The 25,233-nt window shown below is 59.9% G+C and carries 16 protein-coding genes; 5 read left to right on the forward strand and 11 right to left on the reverse strand.

Annotated elements, in window-relative coordinates:
* The first annotated feature begins 21 nt into the window (after window positions 1–21).
* Complete coding sequence (locus tag FXO12_RS03400; RefSeq protein ID WP_054897965.1) at window positions 22–4,890, forward strand: NAD-glutamate dehydrogenase; 4,869 nt, start codon at window positions 22–24, stop codon at window positions 4,888–4,890.
* A 247-nt stretch (window positions 4,891–5,137) separates the two neighbouring features.
* Here FXO12_RS03400 and FXO12_RS03405 read toward each other — a convergent pair whose 3' ends face one another.
* From FXO12_RS03405 to FXO12_RS03415, 3 genes are all read right to left on the reverse strand, one after another.
* Window positions 5,138–5,824 carry a GntR family transcriptional regulator gene (locus FXO12_RS03405; RefSeq protein WP_034126017.1) on the reverse strand — a complete coding sequence of 229 codons (687 nt, stop codon included), beginning with the start codon at window positions 5,822–5,824 and terminating at the stop codon, window positions 5,138–5,140.
* Between the two features lie 16 nt (window positions 5,825–5,840).
* Window positions 5,841–6,542, reverse strand: coding sequence for a FadR/GntR family transcriptional regulator (locus FXO12_RS03410; protein ID WP_057975742.1), 702 nt, complete (start codon window positions 6,540–6,542; stop codon window positions 5,841–5,843).
* A gap of 158 nt (window positions 6,543–6,700) precedes the next feature.
* Entirely contained in the window at window positions 6,701–8,026 is a 1,326-nt protein-coding gene (locus FXO12_RS03415) for a C4-dicarboxylate transporter DctA (RefSeq protein WP_169855370.1), read from the reverse strand.
* Window positions 8,027–8,241: 215 nt separating this feature from the next.
* Here FXO12_RS03415 and FXO12_RS03420 point away from each other — a divergent pair, with 215 nt between their 5' ends.
* Entirely contained in the window at window positions 8,242–8,871 is a 630-nt protein-coding gene (locus FXO12_RS03420; RefSeq protein ID WP_057975743.1) for a DNA-3-methyladenine glycosylase I, read from the forward strand.
* Window positions 8,872–8,937: 66 nt separating this feature from the next.
* Here the strand turns inward: FXO12_RS03420 and FXO12_RS03425 are convergent, their stop codons facing one another.
* Both FXO12_RS03425 and FXO12_RS03430 read right to left on the reverse strand, forming a co-directional pair.
* A complete protein-coding gene (locus FXO12_RS03425) occupies window positions 8,938–9,339 on the reverse strand; it encodes a cupin domain-containing protein (RefSeq protein ID WP_019820196.1) in 402 nt (133 codons plus the stop codon).
* Between the two features lie 84 nt (window positions 9,340–9,423).
* The gene (locus FXO12_RS03430) at window positions 9,424–10,857 is read right to left on the reverse strand and encodes a PLP-dependent aminotransferase family protein (RefSeq protein WP_057975744.1); all 1,434 of its coding nucleotides are present in this window, start codon (window positions 10,855–10,857) and stop codon (window positions 9,424–9,426) included.
* A 197-nt stretch (window positions 10,858–11,054) separates the two neighbouring features.
* On the opposite strand from FXO12_RS03430, the gene FXO12_RS03435 reads away from it, so the two are divergent.
* Both FXO12_RS03435 and FXO12_RS03440 read left to right on the forward strand, forming a co-directional pair.
* The gene (locus tag FXO12_RS03435) at window positions 11,055–14,423 is read left to right on the forward strand and encodes a calcium-binding protein (protein ID WP_160049520.1); all 3,369 of its coding nucleotides are present in this window, start codon (window positions 11,055–11,057) and stop codon (window positions 14,421–14,423) included.
* Window positions 14,424–14,450: 27 nt separating this feature from the next.
* Window positions 14,451–16,196 (forward strand): hypothetical protein, encoded by a 1,746-nt coding sequence (locus FXO12_RS03440; protein WP_173647469.1) that lies wholly within the window; start codon window positions 14,451–14,453, stop codon window positions 16,194–16,196.
* 41 nt (window positions 16,197–16,237) lie between these two features.
* On the opposite strand, the gene FXO12_RS03445 is transcribed toward FXO12_RS03440, so the two are convergent.
* From FXO12_RS03445 to FXO12_RS03465, 5 genes are all read right to left on the reverse strand, one after another.
* Window positions 16,238–17,005 carry an SDR family oxidoreductase gene (locus FXO12_RS03445; protein WP_034126013.1) on the reverse strand — a complete coding sequence of 256 codons (768 nt, stop codon included), beginning with the start codon at window positions 17,003–17,005 and terminating at the stop codon, window positions 16,238–16,240.
* A 21-nt stretch (window positions 17,006–17,026) separates the two neighbouring features.
* Window positions 17,027–18,094 carry a phosphotransferase family protein gene (locus tag FXO12_RS03450; RefSeq protein ID WP_057975746.1) on the reverse strand — a complete coding sequence of 356 codons (1,068 nt, stop codon included), beginning with the start codon at window positions 18,092–18,094 and terminating at the stop codon, window positions 17,027–17,029.
* A gap of 129 nt (window positions 18,095–18,223) precedes the next feature.
* Window positions 18,224–19,177 carry a 2-hydroxyacid dehydrogenase gene (locus FXO12_RS03455; protein ID WP_057975747.1) on the reverse strand — a complete coding sequence of 318 codons (954 nt, stop codon included), beginning with the start codon at window positions 19,175–19,177 and terminating at the stop codon, window positions 18,224–18,226.
* A gap of 144 nt (window positions 19,178–19,321) precedes the next feature.
* Window positions 19,322–19,756: a hypothetical protein gene (locus FXO12_RS03460; RefSeq protein ID WP_054921314.1), complete on the reverse strand. Its 435-nt coding sequence runs from the start codon at window positions 19,754–19,756 to the stop codon at window positions 19,322–19,324.
* Window positions 19,757–19,810: 54 nt separating this feature from the next.
* On the reverse strand, window positions 19,811–20,311 hold the full coding sequence (locus FXO12_RS03465) for a DUF4822 domain-containing protein (RefSeq protein WP_034126009.1): 501 nt from the start codon (window positions 20,309–20,311) through the stop codon (window positions 19,811–19,813).
* A gap of 551 nt (window positions 20,312–20,862) precedes the next feature.
* Here FXO12_RS03465 and FXO12_RS03470 point away from each other — a divergent pair.
* Window positions 20,863–22,140 (forward strand): serine/threonine transporter, encoded by a 1,278-nt coding sequence (locus tag FXO12_RS03470; protein ID WP_057975748.1) that lies wholly within the window; start codon window positions 20,863–20,865, stop codon window positions 22,138–22,140.
* Window positions 22,141–22,358: 218 nt separating this feature from the next.
* On the opposite strand, the gene acnB is transcribed toward FXO12_RS03470, so the two are convergent.
* On the reverse strand, window positions 22,359–24,968 hold the full coding sequence (gene acnB / locus FXO12_RS03475; RefSeq protein ID WP_003190828.1) for a bifunctional aconitate hydratase 2/2-methylisocitrate dehydratase: 2,610 nt from the start codon (window positions 24,966–24,968) through the stop codon (window positions 22,359–22,361).
* Between the last annotated feature and the right edge of the window lie 265 nt (window positions 24,969–25,233).

The raw sequence follows: 25,233 nt of genomic DNA on the forward strand, positions 1-25,233 counted from the left end.
AGCCCAAGCGGAGTACCACAGATGGCGTTCTTCACCGCAGCCAGCAAGGCCGACTTCCAGCATCAACTGCAAGCGGCACTGGCGCAGCACCTCAGTGAACAGGCACTGCCACAAGTGGCGCTGTTCGCTGAACAATTCTTCGGCATCATTTCCCTGGACGAACTGACCCAGCGTCGCCTTTCCGACCTGGCCGGTTGCACCCTGTCTGCCTGGCGCCTGCTTGAGCGCTTTGATCACACCCAACCGCAAGTGCGGGTCTACAACCCCGATTACGAACGTCATGGCTGGCAATCGACCCACACTGCGGTCGAAGTGCTGCACCATGACCTGCCGTTTCTGGTCGACTCGGTACGCACCGAGCTGAATCGCCGCGGCTACAGCATCCATACCCTGCAAACCACCGTGCTCAGCGTGCGTCGTGGCAGCAAGGGCGAGCTGCTGGAAATCCTGCCCAAGGGCACCCAGGGCGAAGGCATCCTGCAAGAATCGCTGATGTACCTGGAGATCGACCGCTGCGCCAACGCCGCCGAACTGAACGTGCTGAGCAAAGAGCTTGAGCAGGTGCTGGGTGAAGTACGCGTGGCTGTGGCCGATTTCGAACCGATGAAAGCCAAGGTCCAGGACCTGCTGGCCGGTATCGACGCCAGCGCGTTCGCCATCGACGGCGAAGAAAAAGCCGAAATCAAGAACTTCCTCGAATGGCTGGTGGGCAACCATTTCACCTTCCTGGGCTACGAAGAGTTCGTGGTACGTGACGAGGCGGACGGCGGTCATATCGAATATGACGCAAGCTCTTTCCTCGGTCTGACCAAGCTGCTGCGCGCCGGCCTTACCGCCGAAGACCTGCGCATCGAAGACTACGCCGTGGCCTACCTGCGCGAGCCGACCGTACTGTCGTTCGCCAAGGCCGCCCACCCAAGCCGCGTGCACCGTCCGGCTTACCCGGACTACGTGTCGATCCGCGAGATCAGCGCCGACGGCAAGGTCATCAAGGAACACCGTTTCATGGGCCTGTACACCTCCTCGGTGTACGGCGAAAGCGTGCGGGTGATCCCTTACATCCGTCGCAAGGTCGCGGAAATCGAACGTCGTTCGGGTTTCCAGGCCAAGGCGCACCTGGGTAAAGAGCTTGCCCAGGTGGTGGAAGTACTGCCCCGTGACGACCTGTTCCAGACTCCGGTCGACGAGCTGTTCAGCACCGTGATGTCGATTGTGCAGATCCAGGAACGCAACAAGATCCGCGTGTTCCTGCGCAAAGACCCCTATGGTCGTTTCTGCTACTGCCTGGCGTACGTGCCACGCGACATCTACTCCACCGAAGTACGCCAGAAGATCCAGCAAGTGCTGATGGACCGCCTGAAGGCCTCGGACTGCGAGTTCTGGACCTTCTTCTCCGAGTCCGTGCTTGCCCGTGTACAACTGATTCTGCGGGTTGACCCGAAGAACCGCCTGGACATCGACCCGCTGCAACTGGAAAAAGAAGTGGTGCAGGCCTGCCGCAGCTGGCAGGACGACTACGCCAGCCTGGTAGTGGAAAGCTTCGGCGAAGCCCAGGGCACCAACGTGCTGGCGGATTTCCCCAAAGGCTTCCCGGCTGGCTACCGCGAGCGTTTCGCCGCGCATTCGGCTGTGGTCGACATGCAGCACCTCAACAGCCTGACCGAAGCCAACCCGCTGGTAATGAGCTTCTATCAGCCGCTGGGCCAGGTCTCCGGCCAGCGCGAGCTGCATTGCAAGCTGTATCACGCCGATACGCCGCTGGCGTTGTCCGACGTGCTGCCGATTCTGGAAAACCTCGGCCTGCGTGTGCTGGGCGAGTTCCCGTATCGCCTGCGCCATGCCAATGGCCGTGAGTTCTGGATCCATGACTTTGCGTTCATCGCCGCCGAAGGCGTGAACCTGGATATCCAGCAGCTCAACGACACCCTGCAGGATGCATTCGTGCACATCGTGCATGGCGATGCCGAGAACGATGCGTTCAACCGCCTGGTCCTCACTGCCGGCCTGCCATGGCGCGACGTGGCGCTGCTGCGTGCCTATGCCCGTTACCTGAAGCAGATTCGCCTGGGCTTCGACCTGGGTTACATCGCCAGCACCCTGAACAACCACACCGACATCGCCCGCGAGTTGACCCGGTTGTTCAAGACCCGCTTCTACCTGGCGCGCAAGCTCACTGCCGACGACCTGGAAGACAAGCAGCAACGCCTGGAGCAAGCGATCCTCAGCGCCCTGGACGACGTTCAGGTGCTCAACGAAGACCGCATCCTGCGTCGCTACCTGGACCTGATCAAGGCCACCCTGCGTACCAACTTCTACCAGACCGATGCCAACGGCCAGAACAAGTCGTACTTCAGCTTCAAGTTCGACCCGCGGGCTATCCCCGAGCTGCCCAAGCCAGTGCCGAAGTTTGAAATCTTCGTGTACTCGCCACGGGTCGAAGGCGTGCACCTGCGCTTTGGCAACGTGGCTCGTGGCGGCCTGCGCTGGTCCGACCGTGAAGAAGACTTCCGCACCGAAGTGCTTGGTCTGGTAAAAGCCCAGCAAGTGAAGAACTCGGTAATCGTGCCGGTGGGCGCCAAGGGCGGCTTCCTGCCGCGTCGCCTGCCATTGGGCGGCAGCCGGGACGAGATCGCGGCCGAAGGCATCGCCTGCTACCGCATCTTCATTTCCGGCCTGTTGGACATCACCGACAACCTGAAAGACGGCGCGCTGGTGCCGCCGGCCAACGTCGTGCGTCATGACGACGATGACCCGTACCTGGTGGTGGCGGCGGACAAGGGCACTGCGACCTTCTCCGACATCGCCAATGGCATTGCCATCGACTACGGCTTCTGGCTGGGCGATGCGTTCGCCTCCGGTGGTTCGGCTGGTTACGACCACAAGAAAATGGGCATCACCGCCAAGGGCGCGTGGGTAGGTGTACAGCGTCACTTCCGTGAACGCGGCATCAACGTGCAGGAAGACAGCATCACTGTGGTAGGCGTCGGCGATATGGCCGGTGACGTGTTCGGTAACGGCTTGTTGATGTCGGACAAACTGCAACTGGTCGCAGCCTTCAACCACCTGCATATCTTCGTCGACCCGAACCCGAACCCGGCCACCAGCTTCGTCGAGCGCAAGCGTTTGTTCGAACTGCCGCGTTCGGCCTGGACCGACTACGACACCAGCATCATGTCTGAAGGTGGCGGTATCTTCTCGCGCAGCGCGAAAAGCATTGCCATCTCGCCACAGATGAAAGAACGCTTCGACATCCAGGCCGACAAGCTGACCCCGACCGAACTGCTCAACGCCTTGCTCAAGGCGCCGGTGGACCTGTTGTGGAACGGCGGTATCGGTACCTACGTCAAGGCCAGCACCGAGAGCCATGCCGATGTGGGCGACAAGGCCAACGACGCACTGCGCGTCAACGGCAACGAGCTGCGCTGCAAGGTAGTGGGCGAGGGCGGTAACCTCGGCATGACCCAGCTGGGGCGTGTGGAATTCGGCCTCAATGGCGGCGGTTCCAACACCGACTTCATCGACAACGCCGGTGGCGTGGATTGCTCCGACCACGAAGTGAACATCAAGATCCTGCTCAACGAAGTGGTGCAGGCCGGTGACATGACCGACAAGCAGCGCAACCAACTGCTGGCGAGCATGACCGACGAAGTCGGCAACCTGGTGTTGGGCAACAACTACAAGCAGACCCAGGCCCTGTCCCTGGCCGCGCGCAAGGCTTACGAGCGTGCTGCCGAGTACAAGCGCCTGATGAGCGACCTGGAAGGCCGTGGCAAGCTGGACCGCGCCATCGAGTACCTGCCGACCGAGGAGCAGCTCACCGAGCGCGCCTCCAGCGGCAAGGGCCTGACCCGTCCGGAACTGTCGGTGCTGATCTCGTACAGCAAGATCGACCTCAAGGAAGCATTGCTCAAGTCGCTGGTACCGGATGACGAGTACCTGACCCGTGACATGGAGACCGCGTTCCCACCGAGCCTGGTGGCCAAGTTCGGCGAAGCCATGCGTCGCCATCGTCTGAAGCGCGAGATCGTCAGCACCCAGATCGCCAACGATCTGGTCAACCACATGGGCATCACCTTCGTTCAGCGACTCAAAGAGTCGACCGGCATGAGCCCGGCGAACGTCGCCGGTGCCTATGTGATCGTGCGGGACATCTTCCATCTCCCGCACTGGTTCCGTCAGATCGAAGCCCTGGACCACCAGGTTTCCGCTGACGTGCAACTGGAGCTGATGGACGAGTTGATGCGCCTGGGCCGTCGCGCTACGCGCTGGTTCCTGCGCAGCCGTCGCAACGAGCAAGACGCCGGGCGCGACACCGCGCACTTCGGTCCGCACCTGGCGGCGCTGGGTCTCAAGCTTGACGAACTGCTGGAAGGTCCGACCCGCGAAGGCTGGCAGAACCGCTACCAGGCCTACACCCAGGCCGGCGTACCGGAGTTGTTGGCGCGCATGGTTGCGGGTACTACCCACCTGTACACCTTGCTGCCGATCATCGAAGCCGCCGACGTGACCGGGCATGACGCCGCCGAAGTGGCCAAGGCTTACTTCGCCGTGGGCAGCGCCCTGGACCTGCCGTGGTACCTGCAGCAGATCAGTGATCTGCCAGTGGCCAACAACTGGCAGGCCCAGGCCCGCGAAGCCTTCCGCGATGACGTGGACTGGCAGCAACGGGCGATCACCATCTCGGTCCTGCAAATGGCCGATGCGCCACAAGACATGGAAGCCCGCGTGGCCCTGTGGCTTGAGCAGCATCAGGACATGGCGGATCGCTGGCGCGCCATGATGGTGGAAATTCGTGCCGCAGTGGGCACGGACTACGCCATGTACGCGGTGGCCAACCGTGAGTTGCTGGACCTGGCGCTGAGTGGCCAGTCGGTGTTGCAACCGGCTTGATGCCTCGCTAAACAAAAAGCCCCCGCATCGTGAGATGCGGGGGCTTTTTGTTTGATCTGGAATGCGATCAATGTGGGAGCTGGCTTGCCACCTTACTGTAGGAGCGAGCTTGCTCGCGAAAAACGTCAACGATAACGCGTGCTTGCTGAATGAATGCGGCGCCTGTGAGTTTTTCGCGAGCAAGCTCGCTCCTACAATGGCATTAAGGCAAGCCAGCTCCCACAGGTTGATCTTCATTCACTGGGGATCAGTGGTGTTTGAGTAGTCGGGTTTCCAGGTGATCCAGGTGCTGGGTCATCAGGGCGACAGCCGTGTGGGCGTCGCGCTGTTCCACAGCATCCACAATCGCCACATGCTCCTGCCATGCGCAATAGGTGCAGGCCTTTGTTTCAAATTGCGCAATGATCAACGACGTCAACGGCACCAGGCTGTTGAGAAACTGTGCCAGCGGCGCATTGCCTGCCATGTGCGCCAGTTGCAGATGAAACTCTCCCGAAAACCGGATCGCCGGCCCCCGCTGGTCACGCTCAATGGCGTTGCGCTCCTGTGCAATCAGCTCGCGCAGTTGGCGAATCTGCATCGCTGTGGCCTGGGCGCAGGCCAGTTGTACCACGGTCATTTCGGTCAGGCGCCGTGCTTCCAGAATCTGCCGTGTGTGCTGGGCATCCGGCGCGGCGACCTGGGCGCGCTGGTTGGGGCGCAAGATGACCACTTGCTGATGGGACAGCTTGGCGAGCACCCGGCGAATCACGCTGCGGCTCACGCCAAAGAGTTCGCCCAGGCCTTCTTCGGTGAAGCGGCTGGCGGGCGCAATGCGTTGCTCAAGAATGGCGTCGAACAAGCGTGGGTAGATATCGTCCACCGAGGGCTTTTTTTCGGGCGTCCAGCGTAGGGACGTGAGGGTGGAGTCGCGTTGCAGGGCGTGAGCGTTCATGGCCGGTCTCCGAAAATCAACTGCCCAGATGGTCGTCCGGGATATTCAAGCGAATGCCCATGCGCAGGCCTTCCTGCAGGATGTGCCGACGCATTTCGGCACTGGCCAGGGCGCTGTTCTTGTTGCGGATGGCGCGGACCACGGCTTCGTTCTCTTGCAAGCGTTCGGCCAGGTGTTCAGGGGAGTTGCGCAGTACCTGGGCGCTTTGTTTGAGCGCGGTGCTGGTTTGCTGCACCACGTTCTGGAAGATCGGGTTGGAGGTCAGGGCGAAGAGTTCTTCATGGAAGTCGATATAGGCGTTCATGCCGGCTTCGGCATCGCCGGCATCCAGGGCTTCGCGCATGTCCATCAGGGTCAGGCGCAGTTGGCCGATTTCCTTGCTGCTGATCGACTGGGCCACCAGGCCGACGATGAAGGGTTCGAGGGTGTAGCGCAGTTGCAGGATGTCCTCGAGGCTGGCATCGGCCACGGCGTCGCTCGATTGCGGCTCGCTGACGCAGGTTTCCAGCACGACCACGCCTTTGCCCGGCATGGAGCGCACCAGGCCGAGGGTCTCCAGCACGATCACCGCTTCACGCAGGCTCGGGCGGCTGATGCCCAGCTGTTCGGCCAGTTCGCGTTGACCGGGCAGCATTTCACCGCGGCGCCACTGGCCTCGCGCCAAGGCGGCGCGCAGTTTTTCTACCACTGAATTGACGACGGTTGAGGTGCTGATCACGTCGAAGGCTCCTTGATGTTGCTCATACAGTATTCAGTCTGGCGAAGGTCCAATGTGGGAGCTGGCTTGCCTGCGATAGCGGTGGGTCAGCACCCAATGTATCGCCTGACACTCAGTCATCGCAGGCAAGCCAGCTCCCACATTGGGTGGGTGTTGTCCTAGAACTCCTGATGTGCCGGTAATACCGGCTTCTTGGCCTGAAAGGCATAACCTTGCTGGCCGTCGAGCACTTTGTTGGCGCGCTGGATATCAATGTCTTTTTCCCAACGGGCAATCGCCACCGTGGCGACGCAGTTGCCGATCAGGTTGGTCAGCGCACGGCCGATGCCCATGAACCAGTCCACCGCCAGCACCAACACCAGGCCGACCACCGGAATCGCCGGGATTGCCGTGAGCGTTGCCGCCAGGATCACCAGCGCCGAGCCTGGAATGCCATGGGCGCCCTTGGAGGTGATCAACGATACCAGGAGGATGGTCAGCAAGTCGGTCATCGACAGCGGCGTGCCGGTGGCGTTGGCGATAAAGACGATGGCCAGGGTCAGGTAGATCGAGAAACCGTCGAGGTTGAACGAGTATCCGGTGGGGATTACCAAACCCACGGTGGAGCTGCCAATGCCCAAATGTTCCAGCTTGCGCATGATCTGCGGCAGTACAGCGTCGGACGAAGCGGTGCCCATCACGATCAGCAGTTCTTCGCGCAGGTACTTGAGCAGCGGCAACATGCGCAGGCCCGACAGGCGCATCACCAGCCCGAGGATCACCGCCACGAAGGCAAAGCAGGTCAGGTAGAAAAGCCCCACCAGGCTGCCCAGGTGTTGCAGTGAGTCCAGGCCATAGGTGCTGGTGGTGAAAGCGATGGCACCGAATACGCCAATCGGCGCCAGGCGCACGATCATGCCCATGATGCGGAAGATCACATGGCTCAATTCGTTGATCAGTCGCGAAATCCCGCTGGCCGCTTCGCCCACCAGGTTCAGCGCGCTGCCGAACAGTACCGAAAACAACAGCACTTGCAGCACGTTATTATCGGCAAAGGCGCCGACTACCGAGTTGGGGATCAACTCCATCAGAAACTGGCTGGTGCCGCGGATGTGCTGGCCCTTGTCGGCCAGTTCATTCAAACCGGCGGAAGAGAGTTGCTCCAGGTGAATATTGGCGCCGCTGCCGATGCCGGTGCTGAAGGCCATGATCAGGCCGAGCACCAGGGCGACGGTGGTCAGCATCTCAAAATAGATCACCGACTTGAGGCCGATGCGTCCGACCTTCTTCAAGTCGCCCGCGCCGGAAATACCGCTGACCACCACGCAGAATACGATCAGGCCGATCAGCATTTTGATCAGCTTGATAAAGCCGTCACCCAGGGGTTTGAGTTGCGAGGAGAATTCGGGAAGGGCCAGGCCGCAGGCGATGCCGAGCATCAGGCCAATCACGACTTGCAGGAAAATCGAACGCGAGCACCATCTGAGCATGGGAGGGATCTCTATTCGGTGCCCTGGTGGTTCCAGGGCTTAATTGTTGTGGTCTTACCGGTAAGTCCAGTGCGGGGCCAGTCTACGCTCGGTTTTTTTCAAATCACAAGTAAATATTTGGCGGTTGGCAGGTCCCGGTCTGACCAGTTGGTCGGTAAGTACGATGCTTGAGCGGTTGGCGGAGATTAATTTTTTTTGCGTATCATCTTCCTCGGCATACGAGGTGATGGATGGACCAATCAGGGCTGACAACCGACGAAGCAGGGCGCATGTACTGCGCCTGGCGCACTGCAGCGCCTGCTTACCTGCATTACCACGACCACGAATGGGGCGTGCCGGTGGCGGATGACATCGCGTTGTACGAGAAGATCTGCCTGGAGGGGTTTCAGGCGGGGATGGCGTGGATCACCATCCTGCGCAAGCGCGAAAACTTTCGGCAGGCGTTCGAGGGTTTTGATTTTCGCCGGGTGGCGCAGTACGGCGAGGCGGACATCGAGCGGTTGATGAGCGACCCGGGCATCGTGCGCAATCGCGCGAAGATCGTCTCGGCCATCAACAACGCGCGCCGGGCCTGTGAACTGGTGGAGGAGACCGGTTCGCTGGCGCGCTGGCTGTGGGCGTTCGAACCCGACGCGCAAGAGCGGCCGGCAGTGGTGGACATGGCTTACTGGACGGCCAATCCGACCTCAGCGGCTTCGGTGCGCTTGTCCAAGGCCCTGAAGAAACGCGGCTGGACCTTTGTCGGCCCGACCACGATGTATGCGCTGATGCAGGCGATGGGGATGGTCAATGATCATCTGGAGGGTTGTGAGTGCCGCCCGCGCATTGAACACCAGCGCAACCTGTTCAAACGTCCCTGAATCACTGGCAGAGCAGGTTAAAAACTGTGGGAGCCAGCTCCCACATGGGTTTTGTGGTGTTGCTGATTACTTGGGAAGTGGGGTAAGTACCTCAGCCTTGTCATCCAGCACCATCACCACCAGCAGCTTGGCCGGTTGGGTCTGGCTGGCATTGCTTGACTCAAAATGCCGCGAGCCGGCCGGTTCGTAGAACGATTGCCCGGCTTTGTAGGTGATCGCCTTTTCATCATTGACCCGCGAGGTGATCTCGCCTTCGAGCACATAAGCCACGGCGGTGCCGGTGTGGCTGTGGGGCACGGTGGCCTGGCCGGGGGCGTAGTCCACGGTGAGCATGATGGTTTTCTTGCCCGGCACGTTGGTCAAGGCGTGTTCTTGCAGCACCTTGAGCGTTTCCTTGTTGTAGACCGGGTCGTGGGCAAATGCACTGAGGGAGGCGAGCATCAGGGTAGCAGCGAACAAGCGTTTCATGATGAGGGTTCCATCGGGTGAAAGACCGCTTCACCCTACGCCGCCGAGGGCTTGCCACCAATGACCAATGCGCCGGAAAACCGCCTAGCCAATCTGCAGGAGGATATCCCGCACCTTGTCCAGCGCCGGGTCGATATCCAGGGTCTCGATGGCGCCGAACCCCAGAATCAGCCCCGAGCGCACCGGGCGGTCGTGAAAAAACACGTCCAAGGGATATAAACCCACCTCGACCTGACGCGCCCGTTCCATCAGCAATGGAATATTCACCGGCACCTTGCACAGGGCCGCCAGGTGAAAGCCCGCCACCGTCGGTACTGCCTCGAACCACGGCGACAGATCGCCCGCCAGACGCTGCAGGATGCGTTCGCGACGCCCCGCGTAGACGCCGTGACAGCGGCGAATATGTTTGAGCAGGTAGCCTTCGCTGATGAACTTGGCCAGTGCCCACTGCGGCAAGGTAGCGCTGTGCTGGTCGGTCAATTGCTTGGCCTTGAGCACCGCACCATAAATGGCCGGCGGCAGCACCGCATAGCCCAGGCGTAACTCCGGCGACAGGGTTTTGGAAAAGGTGCCGACGTAGGTGACCACGCCTCGGGTATCCATGCTTTGCAGGGAGTCGGTGGGGCGGCCTTCGTAGCGGAATTCGCTGTCGTAATCGTCTTCGATGATGATCGCGCCGAGCGCAATGGCGCGGTCCAGCAGGGCTTCGCGCCGCGCCTGGCTCATGGGCATGCCGAGGGGGAACTGGTGGGACGGCGTCACATAGATCAGACGGGTGCCATCCGGGATCTGGTCGACCTGCAGGCCCTGTTCGTCGACGGCAACACTGGCGACGCGGGCGCCCATCGCGACGAACAATTGGCGTGCGGGGCTGTAGCCGGGGTCTTCCATCGCGACCAGGCTGCCGGGTTCAAGCACCACGCGGGCAAGCAGGTCCAGCGCCTGCTGTGCCCCGTTGGTGACTACGATATCGCGGGCGCCGCATTTGACCCCGCGGGAAAATGCGATATGCCCGGCGATGGCTTCACGCAGGGCGGGCACGCCTTCTGGCTGGCTGTAAAAGCCACTGTTCTGGGCGATGCGACGCAACGCATCCTGGGTGCAACGCCGCCATTCATCCTGGGGGAATTGGTGGCGTGTCGTCGCGCCGCCGATAAATTCGTAGCGCAGGATCTCCTCGCGGGCGGGGTGGCCCATGGGTGAGGGCAGTGCGGCCCATTTGCCCAGGTTGGCGGCACACGCCAAGTCGGTGGCGGTTTGCACGCGGTCGGGCTGTGGCGCCCACGCATTGACGAAAGTGCCGCGGCCGATCTTGCCAACCAGCAGGCCATCGTAGGTCAATGTGGCGTAGGTGTCCGACACCGTCTTGCGCGAGATGCCCAGTTGTTCGGCGAGCAGTCGGCTGGGGGGCAGTTGTGCGCCTGCCGACAGCCGCCCGGTGGCGATGGCTTCGCGCAACTGCTGGTAGAGCTGTTCGGCCAGGTCCTTGCGGCCATTGATTACCACGTGCAGTTCCATGTTTCATCCCAAGGCTTCACTCCGCGCCAAGATTACTCGCTTGCGGTGCGGGCTCAAAATATCTGTGAGTCAGTCGCCCCTGCGTATAAGCATCTACCGTCGCCTGGCTATTACCGGCCGCCATGATTTCCCCTATTGCAGGCACCGATTGCCTGCCGCCCGCGTTATTCAACGTGATGGCATAGGGAGCCGGACTCATGACGACATCGACAACACATACTAAAAAGAGGCTTGAGACCTTGCTCGCCCTGGACCAGAGCCTGGGACCGCTGGTGGTTGGCGAGTTGACTGTCTCGCGTATAGACCTGGCCGCCATGGGTGCCCAGGTGGCGGGAAAACCGGTCAAGACCCATCGTCTGGCGGTACGCGAGGCAGATCAGACGCTGCTGGATTCAATCCGGTTCTCGGCATCCAGACTGCAGCGTTATCTTCGTGGGAGTAGTTCTGTCAGCGACAGCAGCGCCGCTGTGCTATTTGAGTTCGCGGCGTTGCGCTCTACACAAGCTGCGCCTTTACTGGTGGTCAAGCCGGGAGACGAAAATCCCGGTGCAGTGGGCAAGCTCGATAGGCTGTTACGTTCAGTGCAGAAAACCAATCTCAACCAAGCGGCGCAGTTGGAGGGAATGCCTGGTTGGGTCGAGCCGAAGAAAAGCCGAAGCTTGGCGGTAATGGGCGCGGGGCTGGAGGTTTACGGGTACTACAGTGCGATCAACGCGTTGGCCGAAGCGATCAAGACCGGCGATATCAATGAGGCGGTAGTCACAGGCGCAGAGTTGTTTGCCAACCTCACGGGCACGGCACTGGAGTTGGCGCTGGAGCACTTGGGCAGACGACTGCTGGAAAACGGGCATAAGGTGTTAGCAGGTTTCAGCGCCAGTTCTCTTGGCCAGGCCCTGCGACGGGGCGCCGGCCTGTTCGCTCTGGTGCTGACGTTGCCGTTTGACTATCACAATGCCAAGCAATCGCTGCATAAGGCGGCGAACAGCACTGGCAAGGAAGCGCTTGATCATTACGTCAACGCCGGCTTCAGTATCGTGAGCGCCAGCGTCAGTGTGGCCCTGGGGGTTGCAGCGTTGGCTGGATTCGGCGTGGCCGGCCCGCTGGGTATTGCCGCCGCCGCCGTATTGATGTTTGGCGCGCAACTCTATGCGGCGGTTCGTCAGGTGGATGAAATTGATGACTATATCGAGCTGAGTGTTTTCGAGCGGCTGCACACGGGCTGGTTGGCATTTCAGGGCAAGGAACCGGAGAAAGAAATACGTGAGCGGTTCGCCCTGGCCAGGATGGAAAATTGGTATGCGCAGCACCTGACCAATCAGGCCCAGACCTGGCTCAGGGGGGCGCTCAGAGGCACCGTACAGGCGGTAGTCAATGGTGGGTTTGAGGTGCGGCTGAGCCCGGTCCGGCATTGGAAGCATCGATGGAACGAAGCCGAGGGTGAGGATCCCTACATCGACACCACCGAGCCGATGCTCGTCGACCAGAATGATCAAATAGATGCTTCCAGCGCCTCGGTTGGCCGTCTGCCTGGTGTGGTGCTTGGTCAGGGTGATGCGAATTCCGCGGTGCTTTGGCGGCTGGGGGGCGGCAATGACGATGTCAAAGGCTTCGCTGAGATCCCCAATATTTTTCAGTTCGGTGAAGGCCAGAAGCAGCTGACCGGTGGCGCCAGGGACGACGTATTCAGCTATGACATGCCGACGGGCACACTGGACGAGGCCGACGCACATCGCCCGGCCAGTCAGCTGCGTGGCGAGGCAGGCAGCGATACGCTCTACCTGTCCAACTCGGCAATCTATGAGCACAACACGCAGGGCTATGCCATCGACCTGCAGGCGGGCACCGTCGTGCGGCGCAAAGATATCGACAAACCGTTGCCTCATCACTCGATCAGCCTCGACTCGATAGAAAATATCGCCACGCCAGCCGGGGTTGCCAGCCAAGTCAAGGGTTCGGAACAGGCCAATACGATAATCGCAAACGGCGATGGCGATCGGATCGAGGCCGCGCAGGGCAATGATACGGTGATCGTGCTGGGTTCCAACGCCTGGGTGGACGGCGGAGCGGGCAAGGACCGTTATGTTCTGGCCACCAACCGCGGCACGGTCTCGCTATACGAGCAGGACTGGGCCGAGGGTGCCGTGATCGAGATGCGCTGGCCTCTCTCGGCTATCGCCCATTGGGGCGTCCAGGGGTGTGCGTTGGTCATTGTGGTCTGGCGGGGCGTTAATGGCGAACTGACGCAGCACGTGATCAAGCTTGAGCAGCTCTATACGCAAGGTGATGACCGGCGCTGGTTGAACAAGCACAGCCTGCTGTTTCTCACGGAGGACGGCTACATGCTTGAGCCGATTCTCGAACCGACATTGGTTGGCAACGAGGACGCCGACGTGACCGTCGCCGTGAGAGCAGGTGGACAGGACGTCAGCCTGGACAGGGTGTTGAACGCCGGAACGTTCGTGGTGCCCCATGGGCGTTCGACCCGCTGTTTCATCGAACGTGGGCCACACAGAAAGGTGGTCGAAGTTCGTCTTAAAAGCGACGCGACTGCTTGCGTGTTGTACGTGGATTATTCGTCGCAGGAGATTCTCCAGGTATTGGCCGGTTACCGTGTGACCCTACGCAGGTTGGTTCACTTCGATTCGCTGACCTATAGCGACGTGAAATTAACCATCAGTTTCACCGACGGCAGTCAGTTGGTCCTCTGCGAATATGCCAGTGATCGATCCTCGATACGCACCAACGTGACGTCAAACATCATCGCGGTCAGCCTCAAACTGGACTGCCAGTTTGTACTGGTCATGAATGATGGCGTCTCATACCGGATACAGGCGGCCCAGCAAACCTATAGCCAGGACCGCGCCTCACCAGGTTTCAATACCTTCGATGGCAGCTCGGCATTGGTAAAAAGGCCCGGGATACACGGTTTTTTTCGACCGCATAGCGCCAAGGGGGTCTGGTTGCAATCGTCGCCGCAGAAAGTCGTTATTCCTGCCCCACCGCATTATCAAAAGTCTTACTCGTTGATGGGGCGGGCGTCGACCTATGAAGTGGTGCCCAGTACCGGCTCAACGATCTACCTGTCCACGCCGGACGCGCTGGCCAAAAAGTCGGACGCATCGTTCTGGCGGATCAACACGGCCAAGCTTGGTGAGCTGATTGAGCGGGCGCACATCGTCTTGAACGAAAACACGCTGACCCTCGGCAGCGTGAAGGTGCTGCTGCCACCCGTGACAGACCCTTCGGTGCCGCTGGAACAAGTCAGCGTACTCACCAAGCAGGGCGAGCAATACGACATCCGCCAGGACCTGGGGGGCATCTATCTCGCGCAACTGGATGCCTCCCCTTATCAGACTGTAGCCGAGGTCTGGGAAGCGTTGCGGCGTTCTCGCCAGTGGTCAACCTTGATGGCGCGTCAGCTGCGCGTTATCGGCTTGGAGCTGAGCGACGGCACGGTGTCAGGCGTTCATTACGATTCAGGCCGCGATTGCTGGGGGGCGGATGTTGATCCGCTGCGTACCGTAACGTCTGCGGACTTGCGGTTCAGCGGTGTTGACTCAGTCTGATTGATCATTAAAAGGGATTTTTAATTTATGCAGCAAAAACCGCAATCGCCCAGAACTGCCGGCCGACCCTCTGGGCGTGCCGGTGACGGTGCCGACACTGTCATGGTCAGGGACTATGGCCGCCCGACCAGTACCACTCAACCGGCGTATCAAGGCGCGCAGCGCACGCGATACCGCAATGGTGGTTTGCTTGGGGTCCCGCAAATAAGTGCTTTGGATCTGCCTGGGCCGCCACCGCCAACGGCTGTATGGGTGACAGGCGATACGCTTGGAGCCGTCAATGCCGAGGGTATGCATGATGTGAACGGCCGCAGTTACGTCAATCTGGATACCGGGCAAACGGTGCAAGTGGTCCATCAGCCGGCCAGTGGTACTTATCACCCGCGCTTGGCGCATCAACTGGCTGCCGGCTCCGCTGTGGTACAGAGGGTTGGGAATACTTCAACCTGGACAAACGTGACGACCGCAGCGCATTCCAGTGCTCCGATAGCCACGCCAGTGACGATGCCAGCACCCGGGCCGCGAGATCCGCAGTGGGATCTGCAGCTCTACGATGCGCGAGGTGCTGGTGCAGCGACGGGGACTCCTATCCCGGGGAAAAAACAGTACGTCATTGGCGGGCAAAACTACTACGGTGATGAACTGTTTTCGTTGGACCACTACAAGGCAGGCGATAACAGGCTCTACATGCAGAATGCGAATGGTGTGTTGCAGCCTCGCGGCTCCATCACCGAAGACGGGATGATTCAGCTCTCTGGTGACCCGGCCGTCGCCTATTTGGAGGTGGGGAGCGTGCTGGTTCGCGTCGAGCTTGATAGCACGAGAAATAAATACCAACTGATCCCGAATGGTTCCAACAGCGCGCCGGGTATTTACCTGGATACTGGCGGCAGCCGGGCATCGTGGGTGCCCGAAATGCGCTTGGACAGCATCGGCGCAATCATTAACGCCGCCCGCAAATCGCTGGGCTACACCGGTGTTACCAGTGATATGAGCCAGGGCTTGATGTCGACGGTGGACAAGCAGACGTACTGCTATATGCGCCAATATGCGCGGCAGATGATTGCATTCGATAACCCGCGTATCCGCAACGCGCCCGTGCAGCAGCGAGATCGCATGATTGATGCACACATCTGGACCCATGGCTACCCGTATGACCGCCTGTTGCTCGGGATGCACGCCAGGGCTGAGGGCGTCGCATTACCAGCGGGTGTTGTGCAGTTTGATGCGTTTCAAGGCATGGCCACCGTGGCGGCTCGTCGTGAGGGAACGTTCAATCTAGAGGCCGTTGCCGTCAATGATCAGCTTCATTATCCCTATCGCGGCAGGCGCGGGGATGAACAGGATTTTTTTGATCAATGGAGGGCGTTGGACATTAAGCAGACCAGGCAGCGTGGGGCGGCCAATGAGCAAATGTACCGTGAGTTACTTAAAAATGATGGCTATCGAATCATTCCCGGTGGGACCTACGGCGGCAGCCAGAATGGCTTCGACCTGGTATTCATGGGGCCGGCGGGCGATGTCTATGTGCTTGAAGTCAAACATGCCAAATCCGGCCACGTCAGCATGGCTAGGGTCAATCAGCACTTCCAGATGGAGGATGGCTGGGTCACACGGGTCCTGAGCAAACTGGACAGTCACGATCCAGGTGCCGGGCAGCAGGTTGCGGATGCACTGGCACGTCAACGGCTTTTCAAGGTCATTGGTGCGACCCTGCCAGATGGCAAACTGGTGCTATTTAAGATCGACATGAGCGCTGTACGTGCGCGGTGACAAACAGGCGAGCCCGTTCGCCACCGACAGTGCAGGCGGCTTCAGGACAAGAAGCCACCGTCCACGTTGAGAGAAACGCCCGTGGTGTAGCTCGATGCGTCACTGGCCAGGTACAACACCGCGCCAGCCATTTCGCTGGGGTCGGCCACGCGCTTGAGCGGGATCTGCGCCAGGGCAACTTTCAGGATCGAATCGTTCTTGACCAGTGCCGAGGCGAACTTGGTATCGGTCAGGCCCGGCAGCAACGCGTTGCAACGGATACCGAACGCCGCGCACTCCTTGGCGAATACCTTGGTCATGTTGATCACGGCGGCCTTGGTCACCGAGTAGATGCCCTGGAATACGCCCGGCGAGATGCCGTTGATCGAGGCTACGTTGATGATGCTGCCGCCGCCGTTCTCGCGCATCAGCTTGCCGGCTTCCACCGACATGAAGAAGTAACCACGGATATTGACGTCAACGGTCTTCTGGAATGCGCCCAGGTCGGTGTCCAGTACGTTGCAGAACTGCGGGTTGGTAGCGGCGTTGTTGACCAGGATATCCAGGCGGCCGAACTGTTCACGAATGCCGGCGAACACCTGGGTGATCTGCTCCATTTCTCCAATATGGCAGGCAATGGCCGTGGCTTTGCCGCCCTCGGCGATGATCGCATCGGCCACGTGCTGGCAACCCTCCAGCTTGCGGCTGGAGACGATCACATGGGCGCCTTGCTGGGCCAGCAACTTGGCGATGGCTTCACCGATGCCACGGCTGGCGCCGGAAACAAACGCAATCTTGCCATCGAGGTCGAACAGGTTGGTCTTGGACATGAGGGTTCCTTGTAGTTGCACTCAGAGCGCTGATTTGCCGATGACATTCAGGCTCATCTGCTCCAGCAGTTTGTTCATGTGGATGAACTGCGCGAAGCGTTTGTCCTGGGTCTGGCCATGGAAGAAGCGGTAGTAGATCTGCTGCACAATCCCGGCCAGACGGAACAGGCCGTAGGTGTAATAGAAATCGAAATTGTCGATCTGGATGCCGGAGCGCTCGGCGTAGTAGTCGACAAACTGGCGGCGGGTGAGCATGCCAGGGGCATTGCTCGGCTGGCGGCGCATCAGTTGCACCGGCGCCGGGTCCGCGGCTTCGATCCAGTAGGCGAGGGTGTTGCCCAGGTCCATCAACGGGTCGCCCAGGGTGGTCAGCTCCCAGTCCAGCACGCCGATGATCTGCATCGGGTTGTGCGGGTCGAGGATCACGTTGTCAAAGCGGTAGTCGTTGTGCACGATGCTGGAGGTGGAGTGGTCGGCAGGCATCTTGTCGTTGAGCCAGGCGCGTACCGCCTCCCATTTTGGCGCGTCGGGCGTCAGGGCTTTTTCATAGCGCTCGCCCCAGCCGCGAATCTGCCGCGCCACGTAGCCTTCAGGCTTGCCCAAGTCGGCCAGGCCGCAGGCGTGGTAGTCGACCTGGTGCAGTTCGACGAACTTGTCGATAAAGCTCTTGCACAAGGCTTCGGTGCGGGTAGCGTCCAGGCCCAGCTCAGCCGGCAGGTCGGAACGCAGGATGATGCCGTTGACGCGCTCCATCACATAGAACTCGGCGCCGATCACCGATTCATCGGTGCAGTGCACATACGCCTTGGGGCAGTACGGGAAGCCATCTTTGAGCTGGTTGAGAATGCGGTATTCGCGGCCCATGTCGTGGGCAGACTTGGCCTTGTGACCAAACGGCGGGCGACGCAGCACGAATTCCTGGTCGGGGTATTCCAGCAGGTAAGTCAGGTTCGACGCGCCACCAGGGAACTGGCTGATTCTGACGGTACCGCTCAGGCCCGGAATATGAGCTTTGAGGTAGGGATCGATCAGGCTGGCATCAAGTTCTTCGCCTGGGCGAATCTGGGTCGATTGGTCGTTCAGCGCCATGCTTATCCCTTCTGCTTATTCTAAAGGCCTTGGACTATTTCCTAATCTAATGCGCATAGCCGCCCAGCGACAAGGTCGGGGCGGTTTAATAGGTTAGCGTGTTGAAGGGTGATCAGCGTGCCTGATTGGTCATTTTGCGGGCGCTGGCAAGGCCACCGGTGTAAGCACGGGGCGGCCGGCAAAGTATTCCACCAGGTTATCAGCGACGCGCTGCACCGTGTCATGGGCCGCTTCCGGGGACAGGCCGGCCACGTGGGACGTCAGCACGGTATTGCTCAGGCGCTTGAGGGCATCGGGCACTGCAGGCTCATCGTCAAACACGTCCAGCGCGGCGCCGCCGATGCGGCGCTGCTCCAGCGCGGCGACCAGGTCGGCGGTCACCACTACGCTGCCGCGCCCGATGTTGACCAGAAAGCCGTGCGGCCCCAGGGCGTCCAGGGCGTGACGGTCGATCAGGTGACGGGTGCTGGCACCGCCGGGCGTAGCCAGCACCAGGAAATCCGAGGTACGCGCCAGCTCGACAGCCGTCGCACAGTAGGTGTAATCCACGTCATCGCGGGGTTGGCGGTTGTGATAACTCACCTCCATGCCGAACCCCAGGGCGGCGCGCCGGGCAATCTCCATCCCCACCGCACCCAGCCCGAGAATCCCCAGGTGTTTACCGCTCAGGGAAGGGCGCATCACTTTCGGCCATTCGCCACGCCGCACCGCTGCATCCGTCTGGGGAACGCCACGCACCAGCGACAGTAGCAGCGCCATGGCATGGTCGGCCACTGACGGCGCATTTACCCCTGCACCGTTGGTCACCACGATCCCACGATTGCTCGCGGCCTGCAGGTCCACGTGTTCGTAGCCGGCACCGATCACGCAGATGATTTCCAACAACGGCAGTGCCGCGATTTCATCGGCGTACAACCCCAGCGGGCCACGGGTCAGCACGGCCTTGATCTGCCCACCGTGCAACTTGATCGCCTGAGCGCGTTCGGCGGGCGTCGGCGCCAGAATCACATGAAAGTCATTGCTCTCGATGATTTGCAGGTACTCGTTGATGGTTTCAACCAGGACCAGAACGGTGGTGGGCATGGGGCAGCTCTCCGGTGAGTTCGATGCTCTGAGTATGCTGCATTTTTGTTGCGCGAAATGCCGAGGGCCCGAGAAAGCGCGACTGATTTTGCGAAAGGTGCCAGCGTCTCGGCGAGCGGGAGACGCTGTTTACACGCGGGCGAATTATTTAGCGGGTGCAGGCTTGCGCACCTTGCTCTGTTCGGCCGCTACGATGTCCATGTAATCGTAGGTAGGAAAGAACTCTGTCCTGAAGGGGCCCCATGCAGAGCGTTCGATGGCGAGATTGACCTCCCGCAGGCGCGAGGCGGGGAAGCGTAGAACGATGACGTGGCCGATCCCCATGGCGATGGTCCAACTGACGATCTCTACCCCTTCAGGAGGGAATACTTTAAAGAGTTCCTGTTCGGTGAGTTTTGTTCTTATTTCGTTCAAGTTGCGAGATTGGTCATGTTTGAGGAAAACGGTCAGCAGCACCGCATTGTCAGCGCTGATGGCGACAGGTTTTCCTGATGTGGAAGCCTGCGCATGAAGGCCGCCTGAAACAAGGGTAGAGAACAATAAAACAGACGCCAATAAAGGCTTTAATAGCGTTTTCATTGAGTGAGGCCTTTTATGAGTATTGTCGCTACTCGTGGGGGTGAGTGTTGAGGGTTAGTGGGTGGGGGTGGTTTTTACTGATCCGGTATAGGGCGCATGAACCACATGTATTCGAACAAGAGGGTTGGCGTCGATCATGTCGCGCGGCACTTCACGAGAGTAAGTGAATTCCTGATTGTTCAACGTCTCAAGTTTTCTGACGATGGTTCTCGTTGCACCTTTATCGGGTATCAGGATATGGTTTTTCCTGTCCCCTGTTACCATGAAGTAACCGCCGCCGCCGTTGTCATATTTTGATAGCCCGGTATCGGTGTAGAAAAATTCGTAGCGATTACGCTCAGGGTCCCACGCTGATATTCCAACGACACCTGGGTACTTGTCCTTTACATCGATCTCTGGGGCGCCCTCTATATAAACTTTTGTCGTCAGCCAGCGGGGGGATGTGCCCAGGGCACTTGCGTCGGAGTTTTCTACTGCCGGTTGTGCTTGGCTGGCCAATGGGCTGAGCATTCCGGTGGCAAGTATCAGGGAGAAAATAAGGTTGTGTTTTTTCATCAAGTCGCTCCTGGCGAGTGAGGTTTTTAATTCTGCTGTCGTGGGTTTAGAGGACTTTGTTTTTTGAGCTGAGCTGGAATATAGACGTGATAGGAGGGGCTCTCAATGCTTGGGAAAACCCTTGCAACAAAACCCGCAATAATTAAAGTTTCAGTCCAGATGCGCTGATTAACTGTCTGTAAGAACTTTCTTATATGTGAGGGTGCGTAACTTTAATTGATGTTGGGTTTCTGTCAGCGGCTTCCCACTGGAGAACTTTGAATGACTGGATTTGTTTAAACACAGCTTCGCCGGCCTTGCGTGATCGACCCTCCCAATGCCACGCCGGCAGGGAGGCTCGTGAGGTGGGTAAAGGCGGTGCGCATCTGGCGTTGAATCAACTGAGCTGCCCATGGACCGCCTTCCAGGCTTTGCACTGCAGTGCCGGTCCTCAGCTAAGTCTTTGCTTATTCACAAGAATCCCGGACAATCGCGCCCCTGTTAAGGTCAGGGCGCTGCCTGTCAGGTTTTTCTGACTCGTCCTGGCCGTGTGAATGCGGAGATCCGACCGGATGAATGATCAGGCCAATAGCGTCGACGAACGCTATGCAACGACACCTGCAACGCTCACAAGCTGGAGCCGCCAGGACACCACCTGGATGCTCGGGCTGTTCGGTACCGCCATTGGCGCCGGTACTTTGTTCTTGCCGATCAACGCGGGCCTGGGGGGCTTCTGGCCGCTGGTGATCCTGGCGCTGCTGGCCTTCCCGATGACGTTCTTTGCCCACCGTGGGCTGACCCGTTTCGTGCTGTCCGGCCGCGAAGGTTCCGACATCACCGACGTGGTGGAAGAGCATTTCGGTATTAAGGCCGGTGCACTGATCACCTTGCTGTACTTCTTCGCGATCTTCCCGATCCTGCTGATCTACAGCGTGGCGCTGACCAATACTGTCAGCAGCTTCATGGAGCACCAACTGCACATCCTGCCGCCGCCCCGGGCGATCCTGTCGTTTGTATTGATCCTCGGCCTGCTCGCCGTTGTGCGCTGCGGTGAACAGGTGATCGTCAAGGCCATGAGCCTGATGGTGTACCCGTTTATTGTGGCCTTGCTGTTCCTGGCGGTGTACCTGGTGCCGCACTGGACCGGCGGCATTCTCAGTACCGCCAGCGAAGTGCCGGCACCGTCGGCGTTGCTCAACACGCTGTGGCTGGCGATTCCGGTGATGGTGTTTTCGTTCAACCATTCGCCGATCATCTCGGCCTTTGCGGTGGACCAGAAGCGCCAGTATGGCGCTCACGCCGAGGAGCGCAGTTCGCAGATCCTGTCCCGCGCGCACTTGCTGATGGTGGCGATGGTGCTGTTCTTCGTGTTCAGTTGCGTGCTGACCCTGTCGCCCGCGCAGTTGGCGGAAGCGAAAGCGCAAAACCTGTCGATCCTGTCGTACCTGGCCAACCACTTCGATAACCCGACGATTGCCTTTGCCGCACCGTTGATTGCGTTCGTGGCGATTGCCAAGTCGTTCCTGGGCCACTACATCGGTGCAAGCGAGGGCCTCAAGGGCCTGGTGGTCAAGACTGGCCGCCGTCCGGCACCCAAGACTCTGGACCGCATGACCGCCGCCTTCATGCTGGTGGTGTGCTGGATCGTCGCCACGCTTAACCCGAGCATCCTTGGCATGATCGAGACCCTGGGTGGGCCGGTGATTGCGTCGATTCTGTTCCTGATGCCGATGTACGCCATCCGCAAGGTGCCGGCCATGGCCAAGTACCGTGGGCAGGCGTCGAATGTGTTTGTGACTGCAGTCGGCTTGGTTGCCATTACGGCGTTGGTGTATTCGCTGGTTGCTTGAGCCCTGATGCGGTCTGTCTGACTGCACAGCTCTAAAAGTGTGGGAGCTGGCTTGCCTGCGATAGCTATCTGTCAGTCATTACATTCATGACTGATACACCGCTATCGCAGGCAAGCCAGCTCCCACATTTGTTTTGCGGTGGTATTGACGTTGTATCCCAGGCATAAAAAAACGCCGCGTACCTTGCGATACGCGGCGTTCTTCACATCAACACACCGTTAAGCTTGAATCACCGGGATGTTGGCGCTTGCTGCGATCTTGCGGAACTCGGCGATCTGGTCGAAGTTCAGGTAGCGGTAGACGTCACTGGCCATGGTGTCCAGTTTCGCTGCGTAGCCCATGTACTCTTCGACTGTCGGCAGGCGACCCAGAGTGGAGGCGACTGCCGCCAGCTCAGCCGATGCCAGGTAGACGTTTGCACCATCACCCAGGCGGTTCGGGAAGTTACGGGTCGAGGTAGACACGACGGTGGAGTTCGGCTCAACGCGTGCCTGGTTACCCATGCACAGCGAGCAGCCTGGCATTTCCATGCGTGCGCCAGCCTTGCCGTAGATGCCGTAGTAGCCTTCTTCGGTCAGTTGGTGAGCGTCCATCTTGGTCGGCGGCGACAGCCACAGACGGGTAGGCAGCTGGCCCTTGACCTGCTCCAGCAGCTTACCGGCAGCGCGGAAGTGACCGATGTTGGTCATGCACGAACCGATGAACACTTCGTCGATCTTCTCGCCAGCGACGCTGGATAGCAGACGGGCGTCGTCCGGGTCGTTTGGCGCGCAGAGGATCGGCTCGTTGATTTCCGACAGGTCGATTTCGATGATTTCGGCGTATTCGGCGTCGGCATCGGCTTCCATCAGCTCCGGGTTGGCAACCCAGGCTTCCATCGCTTGGGCGCGACGTTCCAGGGTGCGTGCATCGCCGTAGCCTTCGCCGATCATCCAGCGCAGCAGGGTGATGTTGGAGTTCAGGTACTCGGTGACGGACTCTTTGGACAGCTTGATGGTGCAACCGGCAGCCGAACGTTCAGCCGAGGCGTCGGACAGCTCGAAAGCCTGTTCCAGCGTCAGGTCGTTCAGGCCTTCGATTTCCAGGATGCGGCCAGAGAAGGCGTTCTTCTTGCCTTTCTTTTCTACGGTCAGCAGGCCAGCCTGGATCGCGTAGTAAGGAATGGCATGAACCAGGTCACGCAGGGTGATGCCAGGCTTCATCTTGCCTTTGAAGCGCACCAGAATCGATTCCGGCATGTCCAGTGGCATTACGCCAGTGGCTGCAGCGAACGCGACCAGGCCAGAACCGGCCGGGAACGAGATGCCCATCGGGAAACGGGTGTGGGAGTCGCCACCGGTACCGACGGTGTCCGGCAGCAGCATGCGGTTCAGCCAGCTGTGGATGATGCCGTCGCCTGGACGCAGCGATACACCGCCACGGGTCATGATGAAGTCAGGCAGGGTGTGGTGGGTGGTCACGTCGATCGGCTTCGGGTAAGCCGCGGTGTGGCAGAAGGACTGCATCACCAGGTCGGTCGAGAAGCCCAGGCACGCCAAGTCTTTGAGTTCATCACGGGTCATTGGGCCGGTGGTGTCCTGGGACCCCACGGTGGTCATCTTCGGCTCGCAGTAGGTGCCTGGACGAACGCCTTTGCCTTCTGGCAGGCCACAGGCCTTGCCGACCATTTTCTGCGCCAGGGTGAAGCCTTTGCCGGTGTCGACAGGCGCTTCAGGCAGCTTGAACAGGTCAGTCGGGCCCAGGCCCAGCTCAGCGCGTGCCTTGTCGGTCAGGCCACGGCCGATGATCAGCGGGATACGGCCGCCGGCACGAACTTCGTCCAACAGCACTGGGGTCTTCATTTCGAAGGTGGTCAGGACTTCGTCGGTGCCGTGCTTGCAGACTTTGCCAGCATGCGGGTACAGGTCGATCACGTCGCCCATGTTCATGTTGGTGACGTCGAATTCGATTGGCAGTGCGCCGGCATCTTCCATGGTGTTGTAGAAGATCGGAGCGATCTTGCTGCCGAAGCAGAAACCGCCGGCACGCTTGTTCGGCACGTAAGGTACGTCGTCACCGAAGAACCACAGTACCGAGTTGGTCGCTGACTTACGCGACGAGCCGGTACCGACCACGTCACCCACGTAGGCGATCGGGAAGCCTTGGCCGCGCATTTCTTCGATCTGCTTCATCGGGCCGGTCTTGCCTTGCTCGTCCGGCACAATGCCTTCGCGAGCCATTTTCAGCATGGCCAGGGCGTGCAGCGGGATGTCAGGGCGGGACCAGGCGTCAGGCGCAGGCGACAGGTCGTCGGTGTTGGTTTCGCCGGTGACCTTGAAGACGCGCAGGCTGATCTTGTCGGCCAGGGTAGGGCGGTTGCGGAACCACTCGCCGTCAGCCCAGGACTGGATCACGCCTTTGGCGTGCTCGTTGCCGTTGCGGGCTTTTTCGGCGACGTCGTGGAACGCATCGAACATCAGCAGGGTGTGCTTGAGTTGGGCGGCTGCGACGGGCGCCAGTTCGGCGTCGTCCAGCAGCTCGACCAACGTCACGATGTTGTAGCCGCCTTGCATGGTGCCGAGCAGTTCAACAGCGCGTTTCTTGTCGATCAGGGGGGAAGTGGCTTCGCCCTTGGCCAGGGCAGACAGGAAACCGGCCTTGACGTAAGCGGCTTCGTCAACGCCTGGTGGAATACGGTTGGTGATCAGGTCAACGAGGAATTCTTCTTCGCCAGCCGGGGGATTTTTCAGCAGCTCGACCAGGCCTGCGGTTTGTTCGGCGTTAAGCGGCTGGGGAACGATACCCAGTGCTGCACGCTCTTCGATATGTTTGCGGTAGGCTTCAAGCACAGTTATTACCCTCATCAGTGGTCCCACGGGACGCTCATCCAGAAATGAACGGCACGCATGCGCTCGGGGGCTTTTTGGGCCGCAAAGCCAGCGCTGCCGGCATTCCTTACAGAAGCTGCTTTCAAAGTTTTACGCCTGCAGAACGGAGCTGATGAGGGTTGGCGCGGGCTCTGACCTACCGGGTCGAACCTGCGCCAACACCGTTCTGAAGGAACGACTGTGCTCGTGACGCTTTGAAAACAGCTTCCAGCGGATTATTGGCGCC

The sequence above is a fragment of the Pseudomonas sp. J380 genome (assembly GCF_009827115.1).
Classification (GTDB): Bacteria; Pseudomonadota; Gammaproteobacteria; order Pseudomonadales; family Pseudomonadaceae; genus Aquipseudomonas; species Aquipseudomonas paracarnis.

Bases quoted from the DNA above. Each gene is read 5' to 3' on its own strand.
- FXO12_RS03435 (WP_160049520.1), top strand. From the start codon at position 11,055: ATGACGACATCGACAACACATACTAAAAAGAGGCTTGAGACCTTGCTC.
- FXO12_RS03405 (WP_034126017.1), bottom strand. From the start codon at position 5,824: ATGAACGCTCACGCCCTGCAACGCGACTCCACCCTCACGTCCCTACGC.
- FXO12_RS03440 (WP_173647469.1), top strand. From the start codon at position 14,451: ATGCAGCAAAAACCGCAATCGCCCAGAACTGCCGGCCGACCCTCTGGG.
- FXO12_RS03455 (WP_057975747.1), bottom strand. From the start codon at position 19,177: ATGCCCACCACCGTTCTGGTCCTGGTTGAAACCATCAACGAGTACCTG.
- FXO12_RS03430 (WP_057975744.1), bottom strand. From the start codon at position 10,857: ATGGAACTGCACGTGGTAATCAATGGCCGCAAGGACCTGGCCGAACAG.
- FXO12_RS03420 (WP_057975743.1), top strand. From the start codon at position 8,242: ATGGACCAATCAGGGCTGACAACCGACGAAGCAGGGCGCATGTACTGC.
- FXO12_RS03450 (WP_057975746.1), bottom strand. From the start codon at position 18,094: ATGGCGCTGAACGACCAATCGACCCAGATTCGCCCAGGCGAAGAACTT.
- FXO12_RS03460 (WP_054921314.1), bottom strand. From the start codon at position 19,756: ATGAAAACGCTATTAAAGCCTTTATTGGCGTCTGTTTTATTGTTCTCT.
- FXO12_RS03470 (WP_057975748.1), top strand. From the start codon at position 20,863: ATGAATGATCAGGCCAATAGCGTCGACGAACGCTATGCAACGACACCT.
- FXO12_RS03445 (WP_034126013.1), bottom strand. From the start codon at position 17,005: ATGTCCAAGACCAACCTGTTCGACCTCGATGGCAAGATTGCGTTTGTT.
- FXO12_RS03400 (WP_054897965.1), top strand. From the start codon at position 22: ATGGCGTTCTTCACCGCAGCCAGCAAGGCCGACTTCCAGCATCAACTG.
- FXO12_RS03465 (WP_034126009.1), bottom strand. From the start codon at position 20,311: ATGAAAAAACACAACCTTATTTTCTCCCTGATACTTGCCACCGGAATG.
- FXO12_RS03425 (WP_019820196.1), bottom strand. From the start codon at position 9,339: ATGAAACGCTTGTTCGCTGCTACCCTGATGCTCGCCTCCCTCAGTGCA.